This window comes from Endozoicomonas sp. 8E (assembly GCF_032883915.1).
Lineage (GTDB): Bacteria > Pseudomonadota > Gammaproteobacteria > Pseudomonadales > Endozoicomonadaceae > Endozoicomonas_A.
The window spans coordinates 6,245,564-6,271,194 of record NZ_CP120717.1; the positions used below are offsets into that span (position 1 = coordinate 6,245,564).

16 protein-coding genes are annotated in these 25,631 nt (G+C 47.9%); 11 read left to right on the forward strand and 5 right to left on the reverse strand.

Annotated elements, in window-relative coordinates; all coding sequences use genetic code 11:
- The first annotated feature begins 107 nt into the window (after positions 1-107).
- From P6910_RS21620 to P6910_RS21670, 11 genes are all read left to right on the forward strand, one after another.
- Entirely contained in the window at positions 108-2,096 is a 1,989-nt protein-coding gene (locus P6910_RS21620) for a hypothetical protein (protein WP_317143330.1), read from the forward strand.
- 210 nt (positions 2,097-2,306) lie between these two features.
- Complete coding sequence (locus tag P6910_RS21625) at positions 2,307-4,280, forward strand: hypothetical protein (protein ID WP_317143331.1); 1,974 nt, start codon at positions 2,307-2,309, stop codon at positions 4,278-4,280.
- 441 nt (positions 4,281-4,721) lie between these two features.
- Positions 4,722-5,660: a hypothetical protein gene (locus tag P6910_RS21630; RefSeq protein ID WP_317143332.1), complete on the forward strand. Its 939-nt coding sequence runs from the start codon at positions 4,722-4,724 to the stop codon at positions 5,658-5,660.
- On the forward strand, positions 5,661-5,924 hold the full coding sequence (locus P6910_RS21635; RefSeq protein ID WP_317143333.1) for a hypothetical protein: 264 nt from the start codon (positions 5,661-5,663) through the stop codon (positions 5,922-5,924).
- Positions 5,925-6,034: 110 nt separating this feature from the next.
- Entirely contained in the window at positions 6,035-6,175 is a 141-nt protein-coding gene (locus P6910_RS21640; protein WP_317143334.1) for a hypothetical protein, read from the forward strand.
- Positions 6,176-6,376: 201 nt separating this feature from the next.
- Positions 6,377-8,194, forward strand: a complete 1,818-nt coding sequence (locus tag P6910_RS21645; protein WP_317143335.1) for a hypothetical protein — start codon at positions 6,377-6,379, stop codon at positions 8,192-8,194.
- A gap of 238 nt (positions 8,195-8,432) precedes the next feature.
- Complete coding sequence (locus tag P6910_RS21650; protein WP_317143336.1) at positions 8,433-10,475, forward strand: hypothetical protein; 2,043 nt, start codon at positions 8,433-8,435, stop codon at positions 10,473-10,475.
- Positions 10,468-10,770, forward strand: a complete 303-nt coding sequence (locus P6910_RS21655) for a hypothetical protein (RefSeq protein WP_317143337.1) — start codon at positions 10,468-10,470, stop codon at positions 10,768-10,770. Before P6910_RS21650 ends, P6910_RS21655 begins: the two co-directional genes overlap by 8 nt.
- Positions 10,767-12,950 (forward strand): hypothetical protein, encoded by a 2,184-nt coding sequence (locus tag P6910_RS21660; RefSeq protein ID WP_317143338.1) that lies wholly within the window; start codon positions 10,767-10,769, stop codon positions 12,948-12,950. Before P6910_RS21655 ends, P6910_RS21660 begins: the two co-directional genes overlap by 4 nt.
- Before the next feature lie 324 nt (positions 12,951-13,274).
- Positions 13,275-14,762: a hypothetical protein gene (locus P6910_RS21665; protein WP_317143339.1), complete on the forward strand. Its 1,488-nt coding sequence runs from the start codon at positions 13,275-13,277 to the stop codon at positions 14,760-14,762.
- Between the two features lie 142 nt (positions 14,763-14,904).
- On the forward strand, positions 14,905-16,770 hold the full coding sequence (locus tag P6910_RS21670; RefSeq protein ID WP_317143340.1) for a hypothetical protein: 1,866 nt from the start codon (positions 14,905-14,907) through the stop codon (positions 16,768-16,770).
- A 35-nt stretch (positions 16,771-16,805) separates the two neighbouring features.
- Here P6910_RS21670 and P6910_RS21675 read toward each other — a convergent pair whose 3' ends face one another.
- The 5 genes from P6910_RS21675 to P6910_RS21695 form a co-directional block, all read right to left on the reverse strand.
- Complete coding sequence (locus tag P6910_RS21675; protein WP_317143341.1) at positions 16,806-18,170, reverse strand: diguanylate cyclase domain-containing protein; 1,365 nt, start codon at positions 18,168-18,170, stop codon at positions 16,806-16,808.
- A gap of 19 nt (positions 18,171-18,189) precedes the next feature.
- The gene (locus P6910_RS21680) at positions 18,190-18,765 is read right to left on the reverse strand and encodes a chemotaxis protein CheB (protein WP_317143342.1); all 576 of its coding nucleotides are present in this window, start codon (positions 18,763-18,765) and stop codon (positions 18,190-18,192) included.
- On the reverse strand, positions 18,765-19,595 hold the full coding sequence (locus tag P6910_RS21685; RefSeq protein WP_317143343.1) for a protein-glutamate O-methyltransferase CheR: 831 nt from the start codon (positions 19,593-19,595) through the stop codon (positions 18,765-18,767). The genes P6910_RS21680 and P6910_RS21685 overlap by 1 nt, the downstream gene beginning before the upstream one ends.
- Positions 19,592-23,752: a response regulator gene (locus P6910_RS21690; protein ID WP_317143344.1), complete on the reverse strand. Its 4,161-nt coding sequence runs from the start codon at positions 23,750-23,752 to the stop codon at positions 19,592-19,594. The genes P6910_RS21685 and P6910_RS21690 overlap by 4 nt, the downstream gene beginning before the upstream one ends.
- A 571-nt stretch (positions 23,753-24,323) precedes the next feature.
- A complete protein-coding gene (locus tag P6910_RS21695) occupies positions 24,324-25,580 on the reverse strand; it encodes a transposase (protein WP_317143234.1) in 1,257 nt (418 codons plus the stop codon).
- Positions 25,581-25,631: the final 51 nt, after the last annotated feature.

The following is a 25,631-nucleotide window of genomic DNA, read 5'->3' on the forward strand; positions in this document are numbered from 1 at the left end:
ATAAAAAACCACGCTAATTTTCTTGATCTATCCTTCCTCTCTGTAGACCAGAAAGCAAGGATAGAATTATTAAACACTTACTCTTTGCTGCAGTGCTGCTACTGCCGTTGTCTGTCGTCTGTCAGGCAGAACCGTGGACAGGACGTTATACTGTTGAGCCTGAACAGAACGGTGGTTTTCCAAACCAGAGATTTTCTATTAAGCGTGACCGTCTGACACTGCCAGTCACTCCGTTAGACATTGTCGATACATGCGGACATGAAGCATCAGCTTCGCTCTCTGACAATAAACGACACAGACAAATCAACTACGGAGTAAAAACGACCATTATCGGGTCAATTTCATGGCAGCGGCTTTACGCTACAAACCTGCTGGTTGCATGTGAACTGATCCTGACCACCAAAGGCACTCTCCTGAACTCCAATTTTTATTCATGGTTACCTGTAGAATTGGTTGTCGTTTGGCTTTTAAAAAGCTACTGGTCCCCCCATTCACCGCTGTTTAAGCCGATTGAACGACAGACGGGCCAGATTCATACGTTTGCAGCCATCACTACTGCGCCTGATTCCGGAGATAGCCCATCACAATCAGCATCAGCCGACCAGCAGGCCCCACCGGCAAACGCCAGCCCTACAGGTTCTTTTACCGGCTTCCTTTATTCTGATTCTGCCGGTGGTAATGGAGACCCTCAACAACACCAACATACATTGGGTTTAGATTGTTTCGTCTCCCCCTGTAATGGCGTTTGTAGATACAGACTATCATACAGTAGCAGAGAGCCCTCTGGATGGCTGCTGAATTCCGTAGAAAGTTCGACAGGCTACGCAGGAATTTCCCCCAAACAAAGCTCATGCCCTCATTTAGCCAATGGATACTGCTTTGGTTGCGTGGGTCATTTTAATCCTGTAGATACTATAGATTCCCCGGGGCGCCTGCTTTTTGGTACGCTCAATGTCCGCCCTGAAATTCAACTCCAATGCTATTCTGGCGCACTATTGCTGGCGCATAGCATTGATGGCAACACAGCCAATAGCTACAACTTTTTCGACGGGGTCGCCCTGGACGGGGTCGCCTTAGATGGGGTTGCCCTGCACTCAATGAGTGCAGAGGCCACCTCTACAAATGCCACTACCGGGCCATTCAATAATGATTGGCCAATACCTGATAATAGCTGTTTTCCTCCCGGAGGATCGCCTCCCGGAGGATCGCCTCCCGGAGGAACTTCATATTGTCAAAAAGCCCTGCCAGATCACAAAAAAAAAGACAACACCGGGCAAACAATCTGTGACAAGACCTTGGTCGGGGAGAATGGCCTGCGACGGCTATGCGGAATAGTCTGCAAGAACGCTAAATTCCTGACGGATCACAATAGAAGATACCACAGCAGCCAAAAAGCCTGTGACGTAAACGTGATCGGGGAAGATGGCCGTCTGCGGCCATGCGGGAAAATCTGCAAGCATGCCAGAGGTCTGTCATCTCACAAAACCAGACAACACTCCGGACAAAAAACCTGCAGTGCATCAGTGGTCGGGGAAGATGGCCAGCATCGGCCATGCGGAATGGTCTGCAAGAATGCTCAGGCCCTGTCGGATCACAAAAGAAGATACCACAGCGGGTTACAAACCTGTAGCGCAATCGAGATCGGGGAAAATGGCCAAGCGCGGCTATGTGGAAAGGCCATCAAAAATCTTCAAGCCCTTGCGTATCACAAAAGAGTAAACCACACCGGGCAACAAACCTGCAACGTGACTCTGGTCGGGAAAGATGGTCGGCAACAGCTATGCGGCAAAGTCTGCAAGAATGCTAAGGTCCTGTCATCTCACAAAAACAGAGACCACTCCGGGCAAAAAACCTGTGGCGCGAAAGTGGTCGGCGAGGATGGCCTGCAACGATCATGCGGGATGGTCTGCAAGAGTACTAGAACTCTGTCAAATCACAAAAAAAGAATCCACGGCGGTCCAGAAACCTGTAGCGTGACCGTGGTCGGAGAGGATGAGGAACTGCGGCTATGTGGAAAGGTCTGCAATAGTGCTCAAGCGCTGACAGCACACAGAAGGATTCATCGAAAACGCAGGCCCGTTGATGAGGACCAGTAAATGGCTTCAATGAGTTTGATCTGGCACCCATACTTTCATGAAGCTCTGCCTGATGAAGACTCTGGCTTTTAACAGAGTTTTTAACCTGAGGTCTCTGGCAGAAAAACACACTTATTGTCTTGATCTATCCTTTTTCTCTCTATACCAGAATGCAAGGATAGAATTATTAAACACTCAATCTTTGTAATACCGCTGTTTCTGCTATTGTCATTGTCTCTCATCTGTCAGGCCAAACCGTTGACAAGACTTTTTATTGTCGAGTTTCAACATGATTCGGATTCTCCAAACCGGCACTTTTCTATAAAGCGTGCCCGACATGCATTGCCGGACGAACCGTCAGACATAACTGGCACTAATGGCTATAAAGGATCACCTTCGCCGCCTGATCACAAACGACATGACTCTTATGCTTGCAAGGTGAAAACGTCCATTATTAAGTCAATTTCGTGGCAATGGCTTTACGCCACTCACCTGCTGGTTGCGTACGAACTGACCGTGGCCACTAAAGAGACTCCTCCGGTCACCACTCCCTATTCATGGCTATCTGTAGAATTGATTATCACTGTTGGCTGGCTTTTAAAAAACTATTGGATCTCCGGTCCACCCCTGTTCAAGCCGTTCGAACAACATGAGGCAGCATCCATGCTGACAAAGGGGGATCAGGCATTTGCGATCATCACTATGATGCTCAACTCTGGAAATACCCCACAACAACACCAGCCACCAGAATCATTCAGCCAGCAAGACCCACAAGCCACCCCCCAATCTACTGGCTCTTTCAGAAACCCCTTTTATACCGACTCTGGCGGCAGTGACGGTGGCCCTCAGCAACAACTGCATACTTTGGGTTTAAACTGTTTCGTCTATCCCTGTAATGGCGTTTGCAAGTTCCGATCATCATTCAACAGCAGCGAGTCCGCTGAATGGCCTCTGAATTCAGCAGACAGTCCGACAGGCCAACAACTTTATTGTAATGTCCCAACACTCGGGGATTTGCCAATCAGCTCTGATGACTTGGTTATAGTCAATGCTTTACTCAATCTACGTGGTCTTGGTCTTATCGAAAAAACCGGTATGAACTGTGCACTTGTCACACAAACAACGGGGACTTCAGAGACGCAACAAACAACAGCGGGTTCATCCCAATGGGATACGGGCCTGCCTCATCTTTCCCGGGCAGAGACAATACAGACCACAGACGACAGCGCGAAACCAACCTGTGACGTGACCGTGGTCGAGAAAGATGGTCAAAAACGGCCATGCGGTAGGGTCTACAAGAATGCAAAATCCCTGTCGGCTCATAAAAGAAAAGGCCACCCGGGGCAACGAACCTGCGCCATTAGCATGATTGGGAAAGATGGTCAGCAGCAGTCATGCGCGACGATTTGCAGCAATGTTCAAGCTCTGGTGTCTCATAAAAGCAGATGCCACTCCGGGCAGCAAACCTGTGATGTAAAAGTCATCGGAAGGGGTAGCCAAAAGCAGCCATGCGGACGGGTTTGCAAGAGTCCCAGAACACTCTTGGGTCAGAGACATAAATTGCACAGCAGGCAAAAAACCTGCGTTGTGACCGTAACCGGGGAGGATGGTCAGCAGCGGCCATGCGGGACGATCTGCAAGAACTCTCAAGCCCTTTCGAATCACAAAAGAAGAAGTCACACCGGGCAACAAACCTGTGATATATCCGTGGTTGGAGAGGATGGTCAGCGGCAGCCATGCGGGACGATCTGTGGCAATGTTCAGGCTCTGGCGTCTCATAAAAGTAGATACCATACCGGGCTACGAACCTGTGACATCTCCGTTGCCGGAGAGGATGGCCAGCCGCGGCCATGCGGAAAGGTCTGCAACAATTCTAAAGCCCTGTCGGACCACAAAAGAAGACAACATACCAAACAACAAACCTGTGACGTAAAAATAGTCGCAAAGGATGGCCAGCTGCGGCCATGCGGAACGGTCTGCAAGAGTGCCAGAACTCTGTCGGATCACAGACAAAGAGTGCACCGCGAACAAAAAAACTGTGGTGCAAAAGTAGCCGCTATGATTGGCCAGCCAAGGCCATGCGGAAGGGTCTGCATCAGTGCCAGAGCCCTGACGGATCACAAAAGAGTACACCGAAAACGCAAGTCCGGTGACGCGGACACGGAAGATGACCTCAGCCCTCAGAGAGCCAAAGTGAATAAGTAACAAATTGAACAAGAAACAATCTGGATCTGCTCTGACACCCGTCCTTTCGTGAGGGTTAACGACTTTAGCGGAGCGATACGGGACAACCAAAAGACATTGATCGCCTTAAAGAATATCCGACGCTATACATATACTCGCCGGATAGCCCGTAATCATGCTCTTCTGATCCATCAGATGATGCAGAGGCGCCTCAAAGGTTTTTGATAGAAAGTTTTTAATAAAAAAACACACTTATTTTCTTGATCTATCCTTCCTTTCTGTAAACCAGAACGCAAGGATAGAATTATTAAACTCTCATTCTTTGCAGCACGGCTGTCGCTGGTATTATTTTTTTCTTTCCTCTCTCAGGCTGAATCATGGAGAGAGTATTTTATTGTTGAGATTGGACAGGATACAGACTCTCCAAACCAAAGTTTTTCTACAGATCCCAATCGTCGCACAGTGTTGCCTGCCCGGTCAGACATTGTTCATACGAACCTCTATGAAGAATCAAATTCGCCGCCCGATAACAAACGACATATACCAAACGGCTATGGGATTAAAACAACCCTGATTGAGTCGGTTTCGTGGCAATGGCTTTACACCACTCATCTGCTGATTGCTTACGAACTGGTTCTGACAAGGAAAAACGCTCCTTTGAGCTACAACTCCTATTCATGGCTGTCTCTAGAAGTGGCTGCCGGCTGGCTTTTGAAAAGCTATTGGAATCCGGACTCATTGCTGTTTAACCCAGTTAAACAGCAGACGGCATCTATAGTGAAGGGGGATCACTCGTTTGAAAACTTTACCATGATGTTTGGCTCTGGACAGAACGCACAACAATACCAGCCATCAGCATTAATCAGTCAGCAGGTCCCGCAAACTACACACTCTTTATGCGCTTTCAGTAGCCTCCTGTCTGATGAATCTTGTAGCGGTAACGGAGGGCCTCATCAACACTCACATACTTTGGGGTTAAATTGTTTCGTCTATCCCTGTAATGACATTTGCAGATCCCGACCACCATTCGATAACAGAGAGCCAGCTGAATGGCCGCTGAATTCCATAGGAGATTCGACAGGCCAGACTGGAGTATACCCCGAACAAAGTTCATGCCCCTATTTGACCAGTTATGAACACCGCCTTTGTTTCATAGACCATCATGATCTTCCAAACGCTACAGATTCCAGAGAGAACTCGCTTTTCGAATCATTGAGTGATCACCCTGACATTCAACACTTTTGGAATTCAGATCAAGTATTTCAGCCATATCCCTGTTACATTAATGATCCATCTGATCTACAGCATCATCCTGAAGAAGCAGGGATTTCCTATACGCATATCCGCTTCTCCCCATCAACGGAGACTTCAGAAATACAACAAATAACAGAATCATCGTAATTGAGTCAAAGCCAGCCTTATCTTTTCCAGACAGGCACAATTCAAGCCCCGGAATTAACTGATGATGGCATATTCCGAAAGACACTTTACCAACAAGCCCTGTCGGATGACAAAAGTAAAGCCTATATCGGACAAAAAGTCTGCGACATAACATTAGTCGTTGAGGACGGCCAGTCACAGCCATGTGGGGTCGTCTGCAGGAGTGCTCAAGTCCTGTGGTATCACAAAAAAAAGACCACACCGGGCACAAAGCCTGTAAAGTAACCGTGGTTGGGAAGGATGGCCAGCGGCGACCATGAGAGAAAATCTGCAAGAATGACCAACTTCTGTCGAGTCACAAAAACAAAGTCCATACCGGGCGACAGAGCTGCCACGTGATTGTGATCGGAAAGGATGACCAGCCACGACCATGTGGAATAGCCTGTAAAAGTGCTGCAGCTCTGACGACTCACAAAAGAAAACATCGAAAACGCAAGTCTGTTGATGTGTGCCAGATCGATGATCTCAGTCCTTAAAGAGGTAAAAATGCATAAGTAACGATCTGCTTCCAGTCTTTTCACGGTATTTTCCCGGTAAAGACTTTGGTTTTTAACAGAGGGCTTTTAATAGATATAAAATCACACTGACTTTCATGATCTATCCTTCCTCTCTGTAAGCCGGAACCCAGGGATAGAATTATTCAACACACACTTTCAACAACATTGCTGTTTCTGGAGTTGTCGTTTTCTGTCATCTGTCATGCCGAACAGCGGACAGAGCATTCTACTGTCGAGCTTCAACAGATAGCAGCTTCCCCAAAACAGAGCCCTTCCATGAGGCAGGATCGAAATACGTTGCCGGGCAAACCGTCAGATATTGCCGACACATTTGGTTATAAAAGATCCAGTTCGCCGCTTGATAACAAACGACACAAAAATTACGGTTTGACCATTATTGAATCGATTTCGTGGCAATGGCTTTACGCCTCCCATCTGCTGGTTACACACGAGCTGATCCTGACGACAAAAAACGCAGCTTTTAGCTACACCCCTTATTCATGGGTGCCTGTGGGAGTGGTTGTCGCTGTCGGTTGGCTTTTAGAAAGCTATTGGAACCGCAATTCACCTTCATTTAATAGCCCAATTGCACAACAGACAGCACTTATGTTGACACAGGGGAGTCATCAGTTTGCGATTATCACTATGATGTTTGGCAACGGACATAACCAGCAGCAAAACCGGCCATCAGAATCATCAGGCCAGCAAGCCAGTGGAGCCCTCTCCCATCCAGCAGGCTCTTTCGCCAGGCCACTCTATATTCGCCCTGGTGGCGACAATGGACCCCCTCAACAACACATACATACTTTAGGTTTAAATTGTTTCGTCTATCCCTGTCATGGCGTTTGTCAATTCCGACTATCATTGGATACAAAGGATAGTGGAACATTGAGTTTCTTTAAAAGTTCGACAGACCACACTGAAGCACCTCCCGGACAAAGCTCATGCCACAATATAGCGGATGGTTATTGCCTTCCTTGCATGGTTCTTTTTCATCCTGTATACGCTGGAGGCTACCAACAAGAGTCGCTTCTCGGACCAATGCATGCTTATTCTGGCTATCTTCTACTCCCATTTCATCCTGGCCCACTGTCTAAGCCGCAGGCCTATGGTATCGGTGGCAACCCGAGAGGCGGGGTCGCTATAGACGAAGTCGCTCTGGATCCAGTGAGCGCAAGATCTGTCAATACAACAGGCTCTGCCGGTCCACTCAATCATGAAGGGCCAATACCCGGGAATTTGAATTTAAACACTGATGATTTTATGGACATTATTGAAGCATATGATCTACAGAATCTTCTCGAAGAAACCGGGATTTCCTTTACATATGATCAAGCAAGCAGGGTTCAAGCATCGGTAGCACCTGATAATGTCATTTCTAAAACGACAGAGTGCCAACAAACCTTGTCAGATAAAGAAACCCGGAAATTAACCTGTGATGTGACAGTCATTGAGGAGGATGACCAGCAACGGCCATGCGGAAAGGCCTGCAATAGCGCTAAAGCCCTATATCGTCACAAAAGAAGAGCCCATACCGGTCAACAAACCTGTGACGTAGCCCTGGTCGGGGAGAATGGCAGGCCGCAGCTATGCGGATCAGTCTGCAAGAATGTCGTAGCCCTGTCAGAGCATAAAAGAAGATACCACAACGGACAAAAAATCTGTGACCTGACCGCGATTTTAGAGAATGGTCGGCGGCGGCCATGCGGAAAGGCCTTTCAGAATGCACGATTTCTGTCGGATCACAAAAGAAAAGTTCACATGACGCAAAAAACCTGCCACATGATAGTGATTGAAGAGGATGGTCAGCAGCGGCCATGCGGAAGGGTCTACAAAAATGCCAACTCCCTGTCGAATCACAGGCAAAGAGAGCATAACGGGCAAAAAACCTGTAACTCTCTGGTGGTTGGAAAGGATGGTAAGCTTAGGCGATGCGGGACGGTCTACAAGAATTCTAAAACCCTGTCGGATCACAGAAAAAAGCATCGAGAACGCTAAGAGGCTACTGATGTATACCGGTACAATGACCTTAGTTCGTAAGTTCTATAAGTAATGACCCGACCAGACACCCGCTCTTTCAGCAGTTTTTGCCTAGTGCAATCTTTGACTTTTAATTAAAAGTTTTTGACAGAAAAACACACTGACTTTCTTGATCTATCCTTCCTTTCTGTAAACAAAATGCAAGGATAGAATTATTAAATTCTCACTCTTTGCCACATCGCTGTTGCTATTGCAAATGCCGTCCCTGTCTGTCATCTGTCAGGACGAGCCGTGGACAGAACGTTTTATTGTCGAGCTTGTAGAGGACGCAGGTTCTCCAAACCAAAGTTTTTCTGTATGGCAAGACCGGCAAATATTACCGGGCAACCTGTCAGACATTGCCGAGACAAACGGCTATTCAGGATCCTTTTCGATGCCTGATGACAGACGACACAGACCTCTCAGTTACGGAGAAAAAACGCCCCTCATTGAGTCGACTTCATGGCAATGGCTTTATGCCACTCGCCTTCTGGTTAGTTACGAACTGTTCCTGACAACCAGAGATTCCTATCCCAACTTCCACCCTTATTCATGGCTACCGGCCGAGGCATCTATCGCTGTCGGTTGGCTTTTAAAAAACTACTGGAACCCGGATTCACCACTGTTTAACCTGATTGAGCAACAGACGGCATCTATTTTGACACAAGGGGATTACCTGTTTGCAATCACCACTATGATGCCTGACTCCGGAAATGAACAACAAGGCCAGCCATCTGAATCATCCTGCCAGCAAGCCCCAAAAACCACCACCTACCCTGCAGACCCTTTTACCACACCACAGCATCCTGGCTCAGGAGACGGCAACAGAGATCCTCAACAATACTCACATACTTTGGGTTTAAATTGTTTCTTACACCCCTGTCATGGTGTTTGCTGGTTCCGACCATCTTCCGAAAATACACACTCAATGAGTACGGGGGCAACAACTAATGATCAATCCGGGTCACTCAATGATGATGTGCCGATGTTCAGGCATTTTCCTATCACCCCTGATGACTGGGATATAGTCAACGGATTACTCAATCTACGTGGTCATAGTATTCTCGAAGATACCGGGGCTTCCTGTCCCCATACCAATGTCCCGCCCCAATTGGAGACTTTAAAAACACAACAAACAAAAGGATCATCACAAGGGGTTTCAGGCCCACCTCATCTTTCCCAGTCAGGCGCAATAAAAGCCACAGGCTCCAGTTCGCAACCAACCATTGAAGAGAGTATGGTCGGGGAAAATGATCAAAAGCGACCATGCATAAAGGTCCTTAACGATACCAAAGCTCTGTCGGATCACAAAAGCAGAGACCCCACAGAACAACAAACCTGTACCGTGACCGTGATGGGGGAAGATGGCCAGAAGCAGCCATGTGGAACAGTCTGCAAAAATATTAAAGCCTTGAAGGGTCACAAAAGAAGAAACCACACCGGGCAACAGACTTGCAACATATCAGTGGTCGAGCAGGATGGTCTGCAGTGGCCTTGCGGAAAGGTCTGCAACAATTCTCAAGGCCTGAAGGATCACAAAATAAGACACCATAGCGTGCAACGTATCTGTAGCACTACCATAATCGCGGAGAATGGCCAACAGCGACCATGCGGGAAGGCCTGCAACAATGCTCAAGCCCTGAAAGATCACAAAAGAAGACAACACTGCTCACAAAAATACTGCGACGTAACCGTCGTCGGGCAGGATGGCCTGCCACGGTCTTGCGGGGCAGTCTTCAAGAATTCTGGATCACTGTCATGTCATAAAAACAGGATCCACAGTGGGCAACAAACCTGTGACGTGACTGTGGTCAAAGAGAATGGCCACCAGCAGTCATGCGGGAGGGTATGCAAAAATGCTCAAGCCCTGCTGAATCACAAAAGAAGCAAACACACCAGGCAACAAATCTGTCACACGAGAGTGGTCAAGGAAGATGGCCAGCAGTGGCCATGCGGGAAAGTTTTCAGGAGTGCTCAAGCCCTGTCAACTCACAAAAGCAGAATCCATAGCGGGCAACAAACCTGTGACGCAAGATTGGTCAAGGAAGATGGCGAGCAGCGACCATGCGGGACGGTCTGTAAGAGTAAGCAGGCCCTCTCGGACCACAAAAGAAAAAACCACATCGGGAAACAAACCTGCAATGTAGCAGTGGTCGGGAAGAGTGGTCAGAAGCGGCCATGTGGGACGGTCTGCAAGAATGCTCGAAACCTGTTGGATCACAAAAGAGTGCATCGAAAACGCAAGCATGACGATGACTAAATCCGGCCAACTATTTAATAGAGACAGACATAATCTGGATGGCAATCCAGCCAATAACTGCAACTCTGTATGCGAGGTCGCCTCAGACGGAGTCGCCAAAGACTTAATGACCATGAGTGCAGAGGCATCCTATGCAACTGCCCCCGCCGGGCAATCAGGCTGTGACATATCCGTGGTCGGGAAGGATGGTCAGTCTCAACCATGGGGGAAACTCTGCAAGAATGCTCAAGCCCTGATGAACCAAAAAAGAAAACATCGAGACCCTAAGCCTGTTGATGTGGAATCAGGACGATGACTGAATTTGAATGCAAGGACAGAGTGATTAAACTCTTTATCTTTGCTGCACCGCTGTTGCTAATTCTGTCTTTGTCTTTCATCTGCAAGGCCGAACCGTCGACAAGACATTTTGTTGTCGAGCTTGATAAGAATACAGGTTCTCCAAAGCAGAGCTTTTCAGTAAAACCTGACCGGCGCACTCTGCCCTGCAACCCATCTGATATGGCCAACACAGAATCCGATTCACCACCTGATGAGAAACCACACGGACTTAGCGGTTTCGCCTTAAGAACGACCCTTATTGGGTCGATTACGTGGCAATGGCTATACGCTACTAACTTGCTGGTTGGTTATGAACTGATCCTGACCATCAAAGACGCTCCTCTAAGCGCTACCCATTTTTCATGGATACCTGTAGAAGTGGTTATCGCTGTCGGTTGGCTTTTAAACAGCTGCTGGACACCTGCTTTAACGCCGTTTAACCCGATTGAAAAGCAAGAGCTGCTTCAGGATCAGTCCTTTGCGATCACCAATGTGATGTTTGGCTCTGGATATAATCAACAGGAATACCAGCCATCAAAATCATCCGGACAGAAACCCCCAAAGACAACTACCCACTTCACAGGCTCTTACACCAGCCCCCTGAATACCGACTATGGCAGCGGAAACAGAGGACCTCAACAACACTTACATACATTGGGTTTAAATTGTTTCGTCTATCCCTGTCATGGCACCTGTAAACTACGACAGTCATCCGGCAGCAGCGGACCCAGTGGATATCCACCCAATTTCGTAGAAAGTTCGACAGGGCACACAGAAGCAAAATTAAAACCAGACTCATGCCCCCATTTGACTGATAGATACTGCTTTAGTTGTGTAGACTATTCTGATCCTCTAAACGCTGCAGATTCCAACCATAAACTGCCTTTCGAAACAGATCCGCCTACCATTCAAGTCCAGCACCATGCTGACCCGTTTCTTGCACGACAAACAGCGTATAAAATTGATGAAAATTCTGCCAATACCTGTAATTCTGTCGACGAGATCGTCACAGACCCGGTGAATGTATTAGCAGCCTGTACTACTGAACCTGCCAGGCAATTTAGCTGTGTCGAAACTGTGTTCGGGAAAGATGGCCAGCCGAAACCATGCGGGTTGGTCTGCAAGAGTGCTCAGGCCTTGTCAAGACACAAAAGAAGCATCCACAGTGGACAAAAAACCTGTGACTTGACAGTGGTTGGTAAAGATGGCCAGCGGCAACCTTGCGGAAAAGTCTGCAAGAACACTCAATCTCTGTCGTCTCATAAAAGCAGAATCCACAGCGGGCAAAAAACCTGTGACGTAATAATGGTCGGTGAGAATGGCCAGCTTCGAACATGCAAAACAGTCTGCAAGAACGCTCAATCTATATCATCACACAAAATCATATATCACTCCGAACAGCAAATCTGTGAAATAACAGTGGTCTCAGACGCTGGCTATAAGCGGCCATGCGGCTCGGTCTGGAAAAATGCTCATGCCCTGAACCAACACAAAAAAAGAAAGCATACTGGGCAAAGAATCTGTGAGGTGAGCGTGGTCGGGGCGGATGGCCTGCCAGGACCATGCAGGACGATCTGCAAGAACCACAAAGCCCTCACGGATCATAAAAGATGCGCCCACAGCGGACAAAAAATTTGCGACTTCACCATGGCCGGGGAAGATGGCCAGCCACGGCCATGCGGGATGGTCTGCAAGAGTGCCAAAGCCTTGTCTGATCACAAAAGAAGAAATCACAGCGGGCAACAAATCTGTGACGTAACGCTGGTCGGGGAGGATGGCCTGCCGCAGCTATGCGGGAATGTCTGCACGAGCTCCAGAGCTCTGGGGGATCACAAAAGAAGACAGCACTCAGGGCGACAAATTTGTAAAATAATCGTAGTCGGCGAGGATGGCCAACAGCGACCATGCGGAAAGTTTTGCAAGAGTACTCAACACCTGACTGAGCACAAAAGAAGAGAGCACTCAGGGCAACAAACTTGCAACATACCCGTGACCGGAGAAGATGGTCAGCTGCGACCATGCCGGATGGTCTGCAAGAGTGCTACATCTCTGTCAGATCACAAAAAAAAACATCGAAAACGCAAGCCTGTTGATATGAACAAGAACGATAAACTTAACCCTCAAACAAGCAAGTTCTCAAAAAAGCAAATTGAATAAATAATGGCCTGATCCGATAACTGTTCTTTCAAGAGGTTTTGACCGATGCTGCCATTGGTTTTAACAAAAATTTTTTGACAAAAAAACAGGCTTTTTCACTGCCCCTCTTTATTCTGACTCTGACAAGACCTTGATTGGGGTGGATGAACAGCCACGTCGATGCACAAAGGTCTGCCCAGAGCAAGCTTTGGCTATTAACTAAAGGTCTTTATCAGACAAACACACCTAATTTTTTGATCTATCCTTTCTCTCTGTAGGCAGCAACTCAGGGACAAGATTATTAAACACTCATTCCTTTCAGCAACTCTGTTGGTGCTACCATTTTTGTCTTTCATCTGTCAGGCCGAGACATGGACAAATTCTTTTGTTGTCGCGCTTGAGCAGGATAAAGGTTCTCCAAATCTGAGCTTCTCTATAAAGCGTGACCCGCGCGCATTGCCCGGCAATCCGCCAGAAACAGTCGACACAAATAGCCATGTAGGGCCAACCTTTGCGACTAATAAAAAACGACACATATCGGGCAGTTACAGCTTAGCAACGACTCTTATTGAGTCGATCTCATGGCAGTTGCTTTACGTCACTAACCTGCTGTTTGCTTACGAACTGATCCTGACCACCAGAGACCCCCCTATAAGCGCTACCCCTTATTCATGGCTTCCAGCCGAAGTGCTGGTCATTGTTGGTTGGCTTTTGAAAAGCTACTGGAACCCTGATTCACTGCTATTAAATACGACTGAGCAACAGGAGACGAGTCAGGATAGCCCGTTTTCGAGCATCATTATGATGGTTGTTCCTGATCCTGAACAAGGCCAACAACAACGCCATTCATCAGGATCATCCGGTCATAGATCCTCAGGGACAAGCCACTATCATACAGGCTCTTCCTATAGCCCACCGCCTTCTGGCTCTGGCGATGGCAACGGAGGTTATCAGCAAAACCAACATACACTGGGATTAAATTGTCTGGTCTGTAATGGCATTTGCCGCTTGCGACCATTATCCGACAGCAGGATGCGCGCTGAATGGACAATGGATTCACCAGAACGTTCGACAGGCAACACAGTATTTAATGACCTGTCTGACGTTCAACTTCAAGTTACTTCTGAACAGCCGTTTCAGGAGCACTACATTGACTCCCTCCCTTTTGTCGGGGTCGCCTCAGACGGGGTCGCCTCGGGCTCAGTGATTACAGGGGCGGCCTATAACGAGATACCCAATCGTGAAGTACCAGCGCCCTGGAATTTGCCTTCCAGCAATGATTTTACTGGCATTGACGGGCAAATTGACCTTCAGAATCCTCACGAACAAGACGAGTTTTTCATTAACCTTTCCCATTCAGAGACACAACAAACAACCACTGAATCATTCCATTCGAATCGCAACCAAACTAATGTTTCCCAGACAGGAGCAACACAATATATAAACGACAAAAGTATATCAACTTGTAACATAATAGTGGTAGGAGAGGATCGTCAGTCACGGCCATGCGGGGAGGTCTTTCATAGTGCCAAGGCCCTGTCGCTTCACAAAAACAGATACCACACCGGGGAACAAACCTGTGACGTAAACGTGGTCGAAGAGGGTGGCAGGTCACAGCCATGCGGAAGAGTCTTCAAGAGTGCCGAATCATTGTTGTCTCACAAAAGCAGATTCCACAGCGGAAATAAAACCTGTAACGTGATCGTGGTTAGTGATGGCCGGTCTCGACCATGCGGGAAGATCTGCAAGAGTGATCAAGCCCTGTTTGATCACCAGAGAGAGCACCGAAAACGCACGCATGACGATGTGGATAAGAACAATGACTTTCCCTGAACTGACACCCGCTCCTGCATGAGGTTTTGTCTGGTGCAACCTTTGGTTTTGAACACTAGAATGCAAGGGTGGAATTATTAAACACTCTCTCATTGCGATACCGCTGTTGCTGTTACTGTCAGTCATCTGTCAAGCAAAACCGTTGACAAGTTGCTTCATTGTCGAGCATGAACGGGATGTCGGCCCCCTAAACCGGAGCTTTTCTGTAAAACTTGAGCTGAATACATTGTCAGGCAACCCGTCAGATGTTAGCGACCCAGATGACTATACGGAATCAGCTGTGCCGCCTGATGAAAGACGACACAAACCTGTCAATGCCAGGGTAAAATCAACCATCATCGAGTCGGGTTCCTGGCAGTGGCTTTACGCCACTCATCTGCTGCTTGCCTTCGAACTGATCATGACCACCAAAGCCCACCCTCTTGGCTCGAGCCTCTATTCGTGGTTACCTGATGGGGGGCTTGTTGCTTTCGGTTGGCTTTTAAAAAACTACTGGAGCCCCGGTACACAGCTGTTTAGCCTGCCTGAATTACAGGCGGCATCTATGTTGACACGGGGAGATCAGCCGTTTGCTGCGATTACTACAATGTATGGCTCTGCACAGAACGAAAATCAATGCCAGTCATCAGAATCATCCAACCAGCAAAACCCACGAGTCACCACCCAACCTGGATACTCTTTTATCAGTCCTCTTTATTCTGATTCTGGCGGCAGTAACAGAGACCCTCAACAAGACCGACATACTCTGAGTTTAAATTGTTTCGTTTATCCCTGTCATGGTGTCTGCAGACTTCGGCCATCACCCGATAATGCATATTCAATGAATGCATGGGCAACAACTACTGAGTATACCGGGCCACTCATTTATTGCGAGCCAATGCTCGGGCATTTTGTTGCCATCAATTCAATGAGTGCAGGGGAAGCAACTACTGAGCATACCGGGCCACCCATTTATTACGGGCCAATGCTCAGGCATCTGGCTGCCACCCATTCAATGAGTACGGGTGCAACAACTACCGAGCATGTCAGGCCACTCATTTATTACGAGCCAATGTTCAGGTATCTCCTTGCCACCAATGACGATTTGGTTATAGCTGATCGGTTTACCAATCTGGATGGTCGTAGTCCCCCGGAAGACACCAGAATTTCCTTTAGGCACCCCCATTTCACGTTCCCAACGGGGACTTCAGAAACACAACAAACAATGACAGGATCATCCCGATTGAGTCAAAGCACACCTCACCTTTCCCGGACACTTACAGTACAAGCCACAAACCAAAGCGAACAACGAAAATGTGGCGTAACAGTGGTCAGGAATGGCCAACAAAGGCCATGCGGGAAAGCCTGCAAGAATATTCGAACCCTGTCATATCACATTAGAAGAAACCACAGCGGGCAACAAACCTGTAAAGCAACTATGGGCGGGAAGGATGGTCAGGAACAACTATGTGGAAAGGTCTGCAAAAATATCAAAGCCCTATCGGATCACAAAAGAATCGTCCACAGCGAGAAAAAAACCTGTGACGTAACATTAGTCGGGGAAGATGGTCAGCCGCGGCCATGCGGGTTGCTTTGCAAGAATGCTCAATCTCTGTCGTCTCATATAAGCAGATACCACAGCGGGCAAAAAACCTGTGACGTGACCGTGGTCGGGGAGAATGGTCAGCCGCGGCCATGCGGAAAGATCTGCAGGAATGCTGGAAGTCTGGCGGCCCACAAAAGCGGACAGCACACTGGGCGTAGGATATGCGGCGTGATCATGATCGGTGAGGATGGTCAGCAGAGGCCATGCGGGACACTCTGTAAAAGTTCTGGAGCTCTGTCAGCTCACAAAACAAAAGTCCACAGCGGGCAAAAAACCTGTCGCGTGACCGTGGTCGGGGAGGATGGCCAGCGGCAACCATGTGGGACAGTTTGCAAGAATTCTCAAGCCATGTCGAATCACAGAAGAACACATCGAAAACGCAAGCCTGTTGATTTGGATAAGGATGGTGACCCCAGCCCTTAGGTCTTTAGAACCAGCTGGATCTGTTCAGGCGTCGTTTAGGTGCCCTGTTCTGCCTGTTCCCTCTCTTCACTGTCCAGCTCAGACGCCAGCCGATAATCATCACGCCCGCTTTTCTTGGCCACATACATGGCCTGATCGGCAGCCTTTAGCAAAGCTTCGGCGTCGGAGCCGGTATCTTCAGACGTTGCAATTCCGATGCTGGTGCCTACATGCCTGGCCTCGCCATCAAGATCATGGGGCTCACGGATTGTGATGAGAATTTTCTCTGCAATCAGTTTGGCATCCGAAGCTTCCGCCACATCATCCAGAATAATGGCAAATTCGTCCCCGCCCAGTCTTGCCACCAGATCACCTTCACGGACACACTCCAGCAACCTTTGCGAAACACTTTTCAGCAAAAGGTCACCCGCATCGTGTCCGAGGGTATCGTTGATTTCCTTGAAGTGATCCAGATCAAGATACATGACAGCGGTGCTCTTATTCCGCCTTTGACTCCTGGCCAATGAAGTCCCCAGAAATTCCTTGAACAGTGTCCTGTTGGCCAGCCCTGTCAAACTGTCGTATTTCGCCATCAGCAACAGCTGATTTTCCAGTTTTTTACGCTCGGTGATGTCCTGAAATAATAGAACGCAACCCTGCACTTTCTGTCTTTCATTAACAATAGCCGCCATATTGTATTCAGCGGCAAAGCTGCTTCCGGAAAGCGTCCACAGTTGTCTCTCGGATGTTTGAAAGACGCCTCCACCGACCATAGTACTCTCACGTATCTCAGACTCTTGCCACTTTTCCAGAGCTTCTTCCCCTTGAGCGTCGTAGATAAACTGACTGATGTGTTTTCCCAGCAGATTTTCTTCTGTTCCCTCAAGCATGGCGCAGGCGGTTGGATTAATGAAGGAGATCCTGCCATCGGGATCAAGACCGGCAATTCCTTCACCGGCATTATCTAACAGCAGCTTGTTCTTGCGACTGATCCAGCGAAGCTCCCTGGAGACCTGCTCAAGTTCAATCCGCTGTTCTTCCAACTGCAGAAATACCTTAACCTTACCCAACAGGATATCCGGATTGATCGGTTTTGGCAGATAATCAACCGCACCCGCCTGATAACCTTTATTGATATAGGCCTGATCCTTGTTAATGGCGGTCACAAAAATGATAGGAATACTGGCTGTCTGCTTATTGCTGTGCAGCAAAGTTGCCGTCTCAAAACCATCCATGCCCGGCATCTGCACATCCAGAAGGATTACCGCAAAATGATGGTGAAGAACTTCTGACAAAGCCGCTTCACCAGAGTCCACTTTATGGATCTCGGCCCCCAACGGCTTTAGAAGCTTGTTCATGGCCAGCAGATTCTCAGGACGATCATCCACGACCAGAATTTTAACTCTTGGCTTGTCATCCATGACAGCCCTCCTGACTCAGTCAAGTCTCAGGTTTGAAATTCTCGGCTTTTAAACAGATTGCAATATCACCCAAGTCCAGCACATGGTCTACACAACCGGTTGCAATAGCTGACCTGGGCATGACCGGCATATCGGCTGTTTCCGGATTCTGGGCAATAGTTATTCCGCCGGCCTGTTTAACTGCCCTGATACCCTCTGCACCATCTCTATTGGCACCGGTTAATACGACACCCAGCACCTGTGCAGCAAAAGAATCGGCAGCGGATTGAAAGAGGACATCCACCGACGGTCTGGAATGACAGACGGGTTCATCCATGTTCAAACTCAAGGTTTCCCTGTCCTCAATCTGCAAGTGGTAACCACCGGGAGCCAGATAAACATGATTGTCGGTCATCTTCTGCTTGTCATAAGCAATACTGACGGCCAGTGGTGATGTTTTGCCCAGAACGTTTAATAAACCCTCTTCATCACCTGATGCCAGGTGTTTAGTAACAACAATGGGGTAAGAAAAATGGCTTCCCAGCTCCCGGAGCAGGGATTCCAGTGCCGCAAGCCCTCCGGCAGAGGCTCCGATCACCACAACCCCGTCGCTCATCAGATACTCTTCCTGTAGATACGCTGGTCTCGATCCGTTACTTCCAGCTGATTACCGATGGAACTGAAGAGAATATTTTCCCGTTTGCCAACACAGAGCACGCCTCTGGAACACAGGCTGTCAAACAGCAGTTGCAGTACCCGATCCTGAAGCTCCTGATTAAAATAAATGAGTACATTTCGACAGAGAATCAGGTTCATTTCTCCGAATACACCATCCGTCACCAGATTATGATTAGCAAAGGTAATATGCTCAGCCAGTCGTCCATTGAACTTCACAGAGTCATATCCTCTGTGACAGTAATCTGATAACTCTTTCTTGCCCCCTGCCTTCTGGTAGTTCTCTTCATAGAGGGCCATCTCTTTTTCGGGATAGATACCGGTTTTGGCATGACGCAATGCCTGATCGTTAAAGTCTGTGGCGTAGATCTGACTGCGCTCCAGCAGACCCTCTTCATCGAGGAGAATAGCCATGGAGTATGCTTCCTGCCCACTGGCGCAGCCTGCATGCCAGACTTTGATAAACGGGTAGGTCTTCAGAATCGGGACTATGTTTTCCCTCAGAGACTTGAAGAAATCAGGGTTCCGGAACATCTCTGTCACGACCACTGACATATCTTTAACAAAAGCGGCGAAAGCAGATTCATCATGAAGAAACAGTGGAATCAAGTCACTGATGTGCTGAACACCCGACATCTTCATGTGCCTTCTGACACGACGCATTAAGGATGCCCTGGCATAGCTGCCAAACTGATAACCATACTTTTCCTGAACAGCGCTTAGCAGTAGTTTCAGTTCAAAATCCTGATCCGAATCCCCGGGTTCTGTCATTTAAATAACCAGACCTTCATCATTTCAGTCAGCTTGTCGATATTCACTGGCTTGGTCATATAATCATTGGCTCCTGCTTCTATGCACTTTGCCTTATCATCGGACATGGCCTTGGCTGTCAGTGCAATGACTGGCATATTCTTAAGCCGGTCAATTTCACGCATTCTGGTCATGGCTTCATAGCCATCCATCACCGGCATCATGATGTCCATCAGCACCAGCTCAATACCGTCTTCTTCATCAAGTTTGTCGAGGGCATTTTGTCCATTGTCAGCAATGACCACTTCCAGCCCCAGCCCCTGCAAACCCTTGGACAATGCAAAGGTATTACGAAGATCATCATCCACCAGCAGGATTTTATGACCTTTCAGCGACTTGTTATTCAGGGTCCCTGCTGCTGACTTCAATTCAGCGGGAGCCGACTTTTCAACAGAATGGATGAACAGACTGACCTCATCCATCACCCTCTCAGAAGCGTAATCTCCCTTCATAACCAGAGCACGGGTATATTTCTGCAGCTCTTTCTGGTCTTCAGTCGTCAACTCCTTATCAGTATGGATGACGATTGATGGCATATTGTCACCCATCTTTTCCTGAAGTTTCTGTAAAAACGCCAGACCACTGCTGTCGGGTAAATCAACATCCATCACCAGACACTGCCACTGATTCTCTGACATCGACTTTTCGGCTTCTTCAGCGGATGAAGCCACGGCGATGTTCATCCCCTTTTCTGTCAGCATTTTCGCGAGGTGCGATCGACTCTCTGCATCACTGTCCAATAGCAGAGCATGTTGGATATCTTCTGACAGAGCCGTTTCAAGCGTGCTGAAAACCGTTTCCAGATCATCTATAGACACCGGCTTGACCAGGTAACCAACCGCTCCCTGCCGGTCTGACTCGTCAGGATCACGACCTGACACGATATGGACCGGTATATCTTTTGTCACATCATCCTTCTGCAACTGCCTGAGTACCTCTTCACCATCCATATCTGGCAGGCCCAGATCAAGAATAATGGCTATTGGCTGCTCTTTGATCGCTGTCTGAATCCCCTCCTTACCACTGGCCTCCACTAGACATTGATAACCATGACTACCGGAAAGCTGTTTGACGATATCCGAAAAGTGCTCGTCATCTTCAATGATCAGAATATTCTTGCCAGCCTCTGACGTCTTCTTTTTGGTCGGCATCTTTTCAGCTACAGGAGCCGGTTCAGCTTTAGCTTTTTTTTCAGCAGTAGCAGAGGCTATTTTTTGATAACCGTCACTGGTGGTGGATGAATGACTGTCAGCCATGACTTCTCCGCCATCGAGTGAGCAGACAGCATTATCAGGCAGATACACCGTAAACGTTGTCCCTTCTCCTTCAACACTTTCTATGCCGATATAACCACCCAGCATAGAAGACAGCTCACGCGAGATAGCCAGACCCAACCCGGTTCCACCGTACTTTCTGCTGGTGGAGCCATCCGCTTGCTGGAATGCTTCAAACACGGCGTCCTGCTTTTCTTTAGGGATCCCTATCCCGGTATCCCTGACCGCAAAACCAACATAGGTTTCATTACCATGGTCTGTCTTGCGGATTGAGTTAAAGACCCGAATATAGACACCACCCTTTTCCGTAAACTTGAAGGCATTAGACAGGAAGTTTTTGAGAACCTGCATAACCCTCTGGCTATCGGACAAAATCACCCTGGTCGTGCCCGGATCAATATCCACAGCAAAATCCAGTCCCTTGTTGTCAGCCAGAGGTTTGAACAGAGTCCGCATACTGGAGCACAACTCTTCGATATCCATGTCCTCAAGATTGATACTCATCTTCCCGGCTTCAACCTTGGATAAATCGAGAATGTCGTTGATTAGATCCAGAAGTTCCTTACCACCGCTATAGATCACCTGGGCGGATTCAATCTGGTCTTCGTTCAGGTTACCTTCGTCATTATCTGCGAGCATCTGCGCCAGAAGGAGCAATGAGTTGAGAGGCGTGCGTAATTCATGGGACATATTGGCCAGGAACTCAGACTTGTATTTACTGGCCTGTTCCAACTCTTTTGCCTTGTCTTCCAGGGTTTTTCTTGAAAGCTCAATATCCAGGTTTTTCCGTTCAATCTCGGCTTTCTGTTGTTGCAGCAGCTCGGTTTTCTCCTCCAGCTCGGCGTTAGACTTCTGCATTTCCTCACTCTGGGCTTTCAGCTCTTCCTGAGACTCTTCCAGCACTCTGGCGCGGCTTTCCAGCTCATCATTCACTGAGCGCAACTCTTCCTGTTGCTCTTTCATGGCTTCCGATTGCCGTGTGGTCTTTTCGAGCAGCTGATTGACACGAGTACGATACTGGGCAGAGTTAATACCAATAGCGACACTTTCCAGGGCATCTTCCAGAAAGCCTCTCTGCTCACCCGTCAGCTCTCTGATAAGGGCAAACTCCAGCACACCCTTAACTTCTCCTTCATAGACAAGCGGTACGGTAATAATCACTTTCGGAGAAGTACTGCCCAATCCCGATTCAATTTTGATGTAATCTTCTGGGATGCTGGTCAGTTCAATGGCCTGCTTCTCCATAGCCGCCTGCCCCACCAGACCTTCCCCAATCTCGAAACTGTTTTTGCTTTGCTGGCGTTTTTTCCAGGCGTAGGATGCCATCAGCTGCAATCGCTTCTCATCATTCATGACATACATGGCACCCGTCTGCATATCAAGATAGCGGGCAAGGTAGGAAACGATGTTTTTACAGACCTCTGATAACTCCTGCTCTCCCCTCATACAGTTATTCAAGCCTGCCTGACCTTCCTGCTGCCAGCTTTTGCGATCGTTATCACTGATGACATTTCTCAACTTCTCTGTCATCTCAGAAAAGCTGCGACTCAGGTCACTGATTTCATTGTGACCACTGAGCACAGCACCCTGAGCGTAATCTCCCGACGCAACCCGGTTGACCCAGGCCGTGATGCTTCTGATGGGTCTGACCAACCTCCGGGTAATAACCAGTGCAATCAAAATAACAACCAAGGCTGTTATGGCTGTGATATAGATCAGGCGGTTTCTGAACTGAACTACTGAGGCGAAAGCATCCTCTTGGCTCACTTCAGAGATCAGAGCCATAGGCGTGCCGGCTACCTCAATGGCATAAAAAGTTCCCAGAACCCTCTCTCCATACACATTGGTGTAGCTCTTGATATGAAAATTTTGATCGACCTTATGACTGTCGGAGGCTTCTGAATGAAGATCAAGCTCTCCGCCAAAAAGTTCATTCAACTCTGCACCGCTATCAATACCGTGACTTTCATCGTCCATGTCATGGTCATGGATTTCATGGAATACCCCTTCGGCATCAATATGAGCAACCCAGTCTTGCGTCAGGATATTATCTGCTTTCAATATCATGGACTGGCTTGAATCCAAATCTGTACCGTAGCGAATGTAGCCATCCTCGCCAATGAGATAAGATTTCAGTGCATCACTAAACTGGTTTTCACTCTCAAAAATGTTTTGAACATTATGGGCCAGAATCTGGACCGCCAGAAAGCCGATTGCTTTCTCTCCCTCGTCCACCAGCGGCAGAATAAAGAAACTGACTTTCTGATCTCCGATGGGTGGATACGCAGTCACATCAGCATATTTGGGCACCAAATCTTCAAGGCTCTCACGGGCAGCTTTTGCAAATGAGGTATTGGCAAGGGTCCCATTGAAAATGTTCTGGCCCAGATCGTCGTAGGCATTCACGGTGAAGAGAATATTGCCTTCCGTATCCCCCAGAATCAGGTCGGAGTAATCGTAGTAACGTAAAAAGTCTACAAACTCACTGGAGTACTGAGTCAGAATCTGGTTGTAACTGTCGGAATTAATGAACGTTTCCGTTGATTTTCTGAGATCCTTATGACCCTTGATCAGATGCAACAGGAACTCCCGGGCCACCCCGGCCTTGATAAACAGGTTGGTCACTACTGAGTCAAAATAATCATTAATTTGCTGGCTCAATAACTGGTTGACGGTACTCAACTGCTCATAGCGAGTCTGAACTATGGTTTGCTTCCCCTCGCGGTATTCGTTGAAACCGATCACCGTAATGGGTCCGAGCGAGAGAATCATGAACCAGGCAAAGAGTATTACCGACAGACCATGCCTGAATTTTCTTTCAGTTGATTGTTGTGCATCCTGCATTTATCTGGCCATCCCTGCCACTTAAATCCCAAGTATTTACGGTATAATGCACCTACAGCCTGAATTGCCAGACTCCAGTAGTTTATCTCTTATTGCATCGCCTCTTTAAGGTAAAGTTTTAGAGCCGATAAGCAGGGAAATACTACCGGTTATCCAATGGGGCTGACTGACTTTTGTAGACCCACACCGTCTGAGGAAATCAGGAGCGAAGAAATGGATGGAAAAGGTAAACTCCAGCCTCTGCGAACCGGCCCTCTACCCCCGAGGGAAACCGATCACCCAGATAAGGAAAGGAAGGCTCAGGCAGACCATAAAACCGACCCTGTGACAAAATCAATCAAGAGCCCTTCCCGGGAAATAGGCTTAAGGTCTGACAGTCACTACGGCTCATACCCTGAAGATACAAGCCTCCGGGAGCGAGAAATCACTGCTGAAACAGTTAAAATCCAGCCGGTGCCAGATGAGGTAGATGCCAGAAGCCCCTACCAGACCGACCAACTGCTATTTGATAATGCTCTGTCCACTACGATTGACATCCTCCTCCAGCTAGGTCGCTGGAGGATTCCTGTTGCTAGACAGCTACTTTCTCACGATTTCGCTGAAGTTCCTGCTTCTTCAAAGGCTCTAACGAACCCTCTCCACAGGCTAAAACGCTGTGCCCCAACGCTAGTATATTTTTTGCAGCCTGAATATCTGCATTCTCAGAATGACCGCAAGCCACACACTCGAATTTTGCCTGAGTATTTCTGTTTGCCTTCTCAGTGTGACCACAAGAGCTACATGCTTGGCTGGTATATGCCGGATTAACCGCAACCACTTCACCACCTAACCAGCCCTGCTTATACTCAAGCTGCCGTCTGAACTCATACCATCCCTGATCGAGAATGGATTTGTTAAGTCCAGACTTGGCCCTCACATTTTTACCGTGTTTCTCTGCAGTGCCCTTTGCAGACTTGGACATATTCGATACCTTCAGATTCTCAACCACAATCATTGCGTGATTTTTGCTAATTTCGGTTGAGGTTTTGTGAAGGTAATCAGCCCGACAACTGGCTATTTTACTGTGAATGCGGCTAATACGCTGATTTTGCTTTTTCCAGTTTTCGGAGAACTTCACTTTGCGGGAGAGCTTTCTTTGTTCTCTGGCAAGCTGTCTCTCGTGTTTCCTGAAAGCATTAATCGGTTTGTACTGCTTACCGCTGGACAGCGTGACAAACTTGGCAATACCCATATCCAGACCAACCGCTTTTTCAGAAGGGTGAACCGGAGTTGTTAATTCTTGCTCGGTTTGAAAACTAATAAACCAATGGCCTGATTTACGGGTAATGGTGCAATTCTTTATCTCACCTTCTATGTTGCGAGACTTGCGGAATTTTACCCAACCCAATTTACTTGGCAGTTTTACTCTGCGATTTTCAACCTTGCAGTACTTGGAGAACTGCATGATACGAATTGAGTTATGGTGATCTTGGTTTCGCTTCTTGAAGCATGGCTTTTCAAACTGGACTTCCTTGATTTTCCCGGCTTTGAGTTTTGCCAGATCGTCAAAGTGACGTTTCCATGCCGCACCAAGATCATTCAGTTTTTGCTGCAAGGCAACGGCATTTCCCTGAGTAAGAAAGCTCGTTTCTTCGTCTTTTTTCCATACTGGAAGCCACTTGTGCATGGTATAAGATGATGGAATTTTTTCGCCAGACTCCCACTTTTCATTGCAGATGCTCAATGCTTTATTCCAGACAAAGCGAGCTGTGCCACAAAGCTGCATGAGTCTTACATGCTGCTCTGGTGTTGCCTTCAGTCTGAATTTATATGCCTTGAGAATCTTCATTGATGCAATCAGTGTGTTAATCTTTAATGCTTAAATTACATAGCATAAAAT

Bases quoted from the DNA above. Each gene is read 5' to 3' on its own strand.
- P6910_RS21655 (WP_317143337.1), top strand. From the start codon at position 10,468: ATGACTAAATCCGGCCAACTATTTAATAGAGACAGACATAATCTGGAT.
- P6910_RS21690 (WP_317143344.1), bottom strand. From the start codon at position 23,752: ATGCAGGATGCACAACAATCAACTGAAAGAAAATTCAGGCATGGTCTG.
- P6910_RS21680 (WP_317143342.1), bottom strand. From the start codon at position 18,765: ATGAGCGACGGGGTTGTGGTGATCGGAGCCTCTGCCGGAGGGCTTGCG.
- P6910_RS21650 (WP_317143336.1), top strand. From the start codon at position 8,433: ATGCCGTCCCTGTCTGTCATCTGTCAGGACGAGCCGTGGACAGAACGT.
- P6910_RS21675 (WP_317143341.1), bottom strand. From the start codon at position 18,170: ATGGATGACAAGCCAAGAGTTAAAATTCTGGTCGTGGATGATCGTCCT.
- P6910_RS21660 (WP_317143338.1), top strand. From the start codon at position 10,767: ATGACTGAATTTGAATGCAAGGACAGAGTGATTAAACTCTTTATCTTT.
- P6910_RS21685 (WP_317143343.1), bottom strand. From the start codon at position 19,595: ATGACAGAACCCGGGGATTCGGATCAGGATTTTGAACTGAAACTACTG.
- P6910_RS21695 (WP_317143234.1), bottom strand. From the start codon at position 25,580: ATGAAGATTCTCAAGGCATATAAATTCAGACTGAAGGCAACACCAGAG.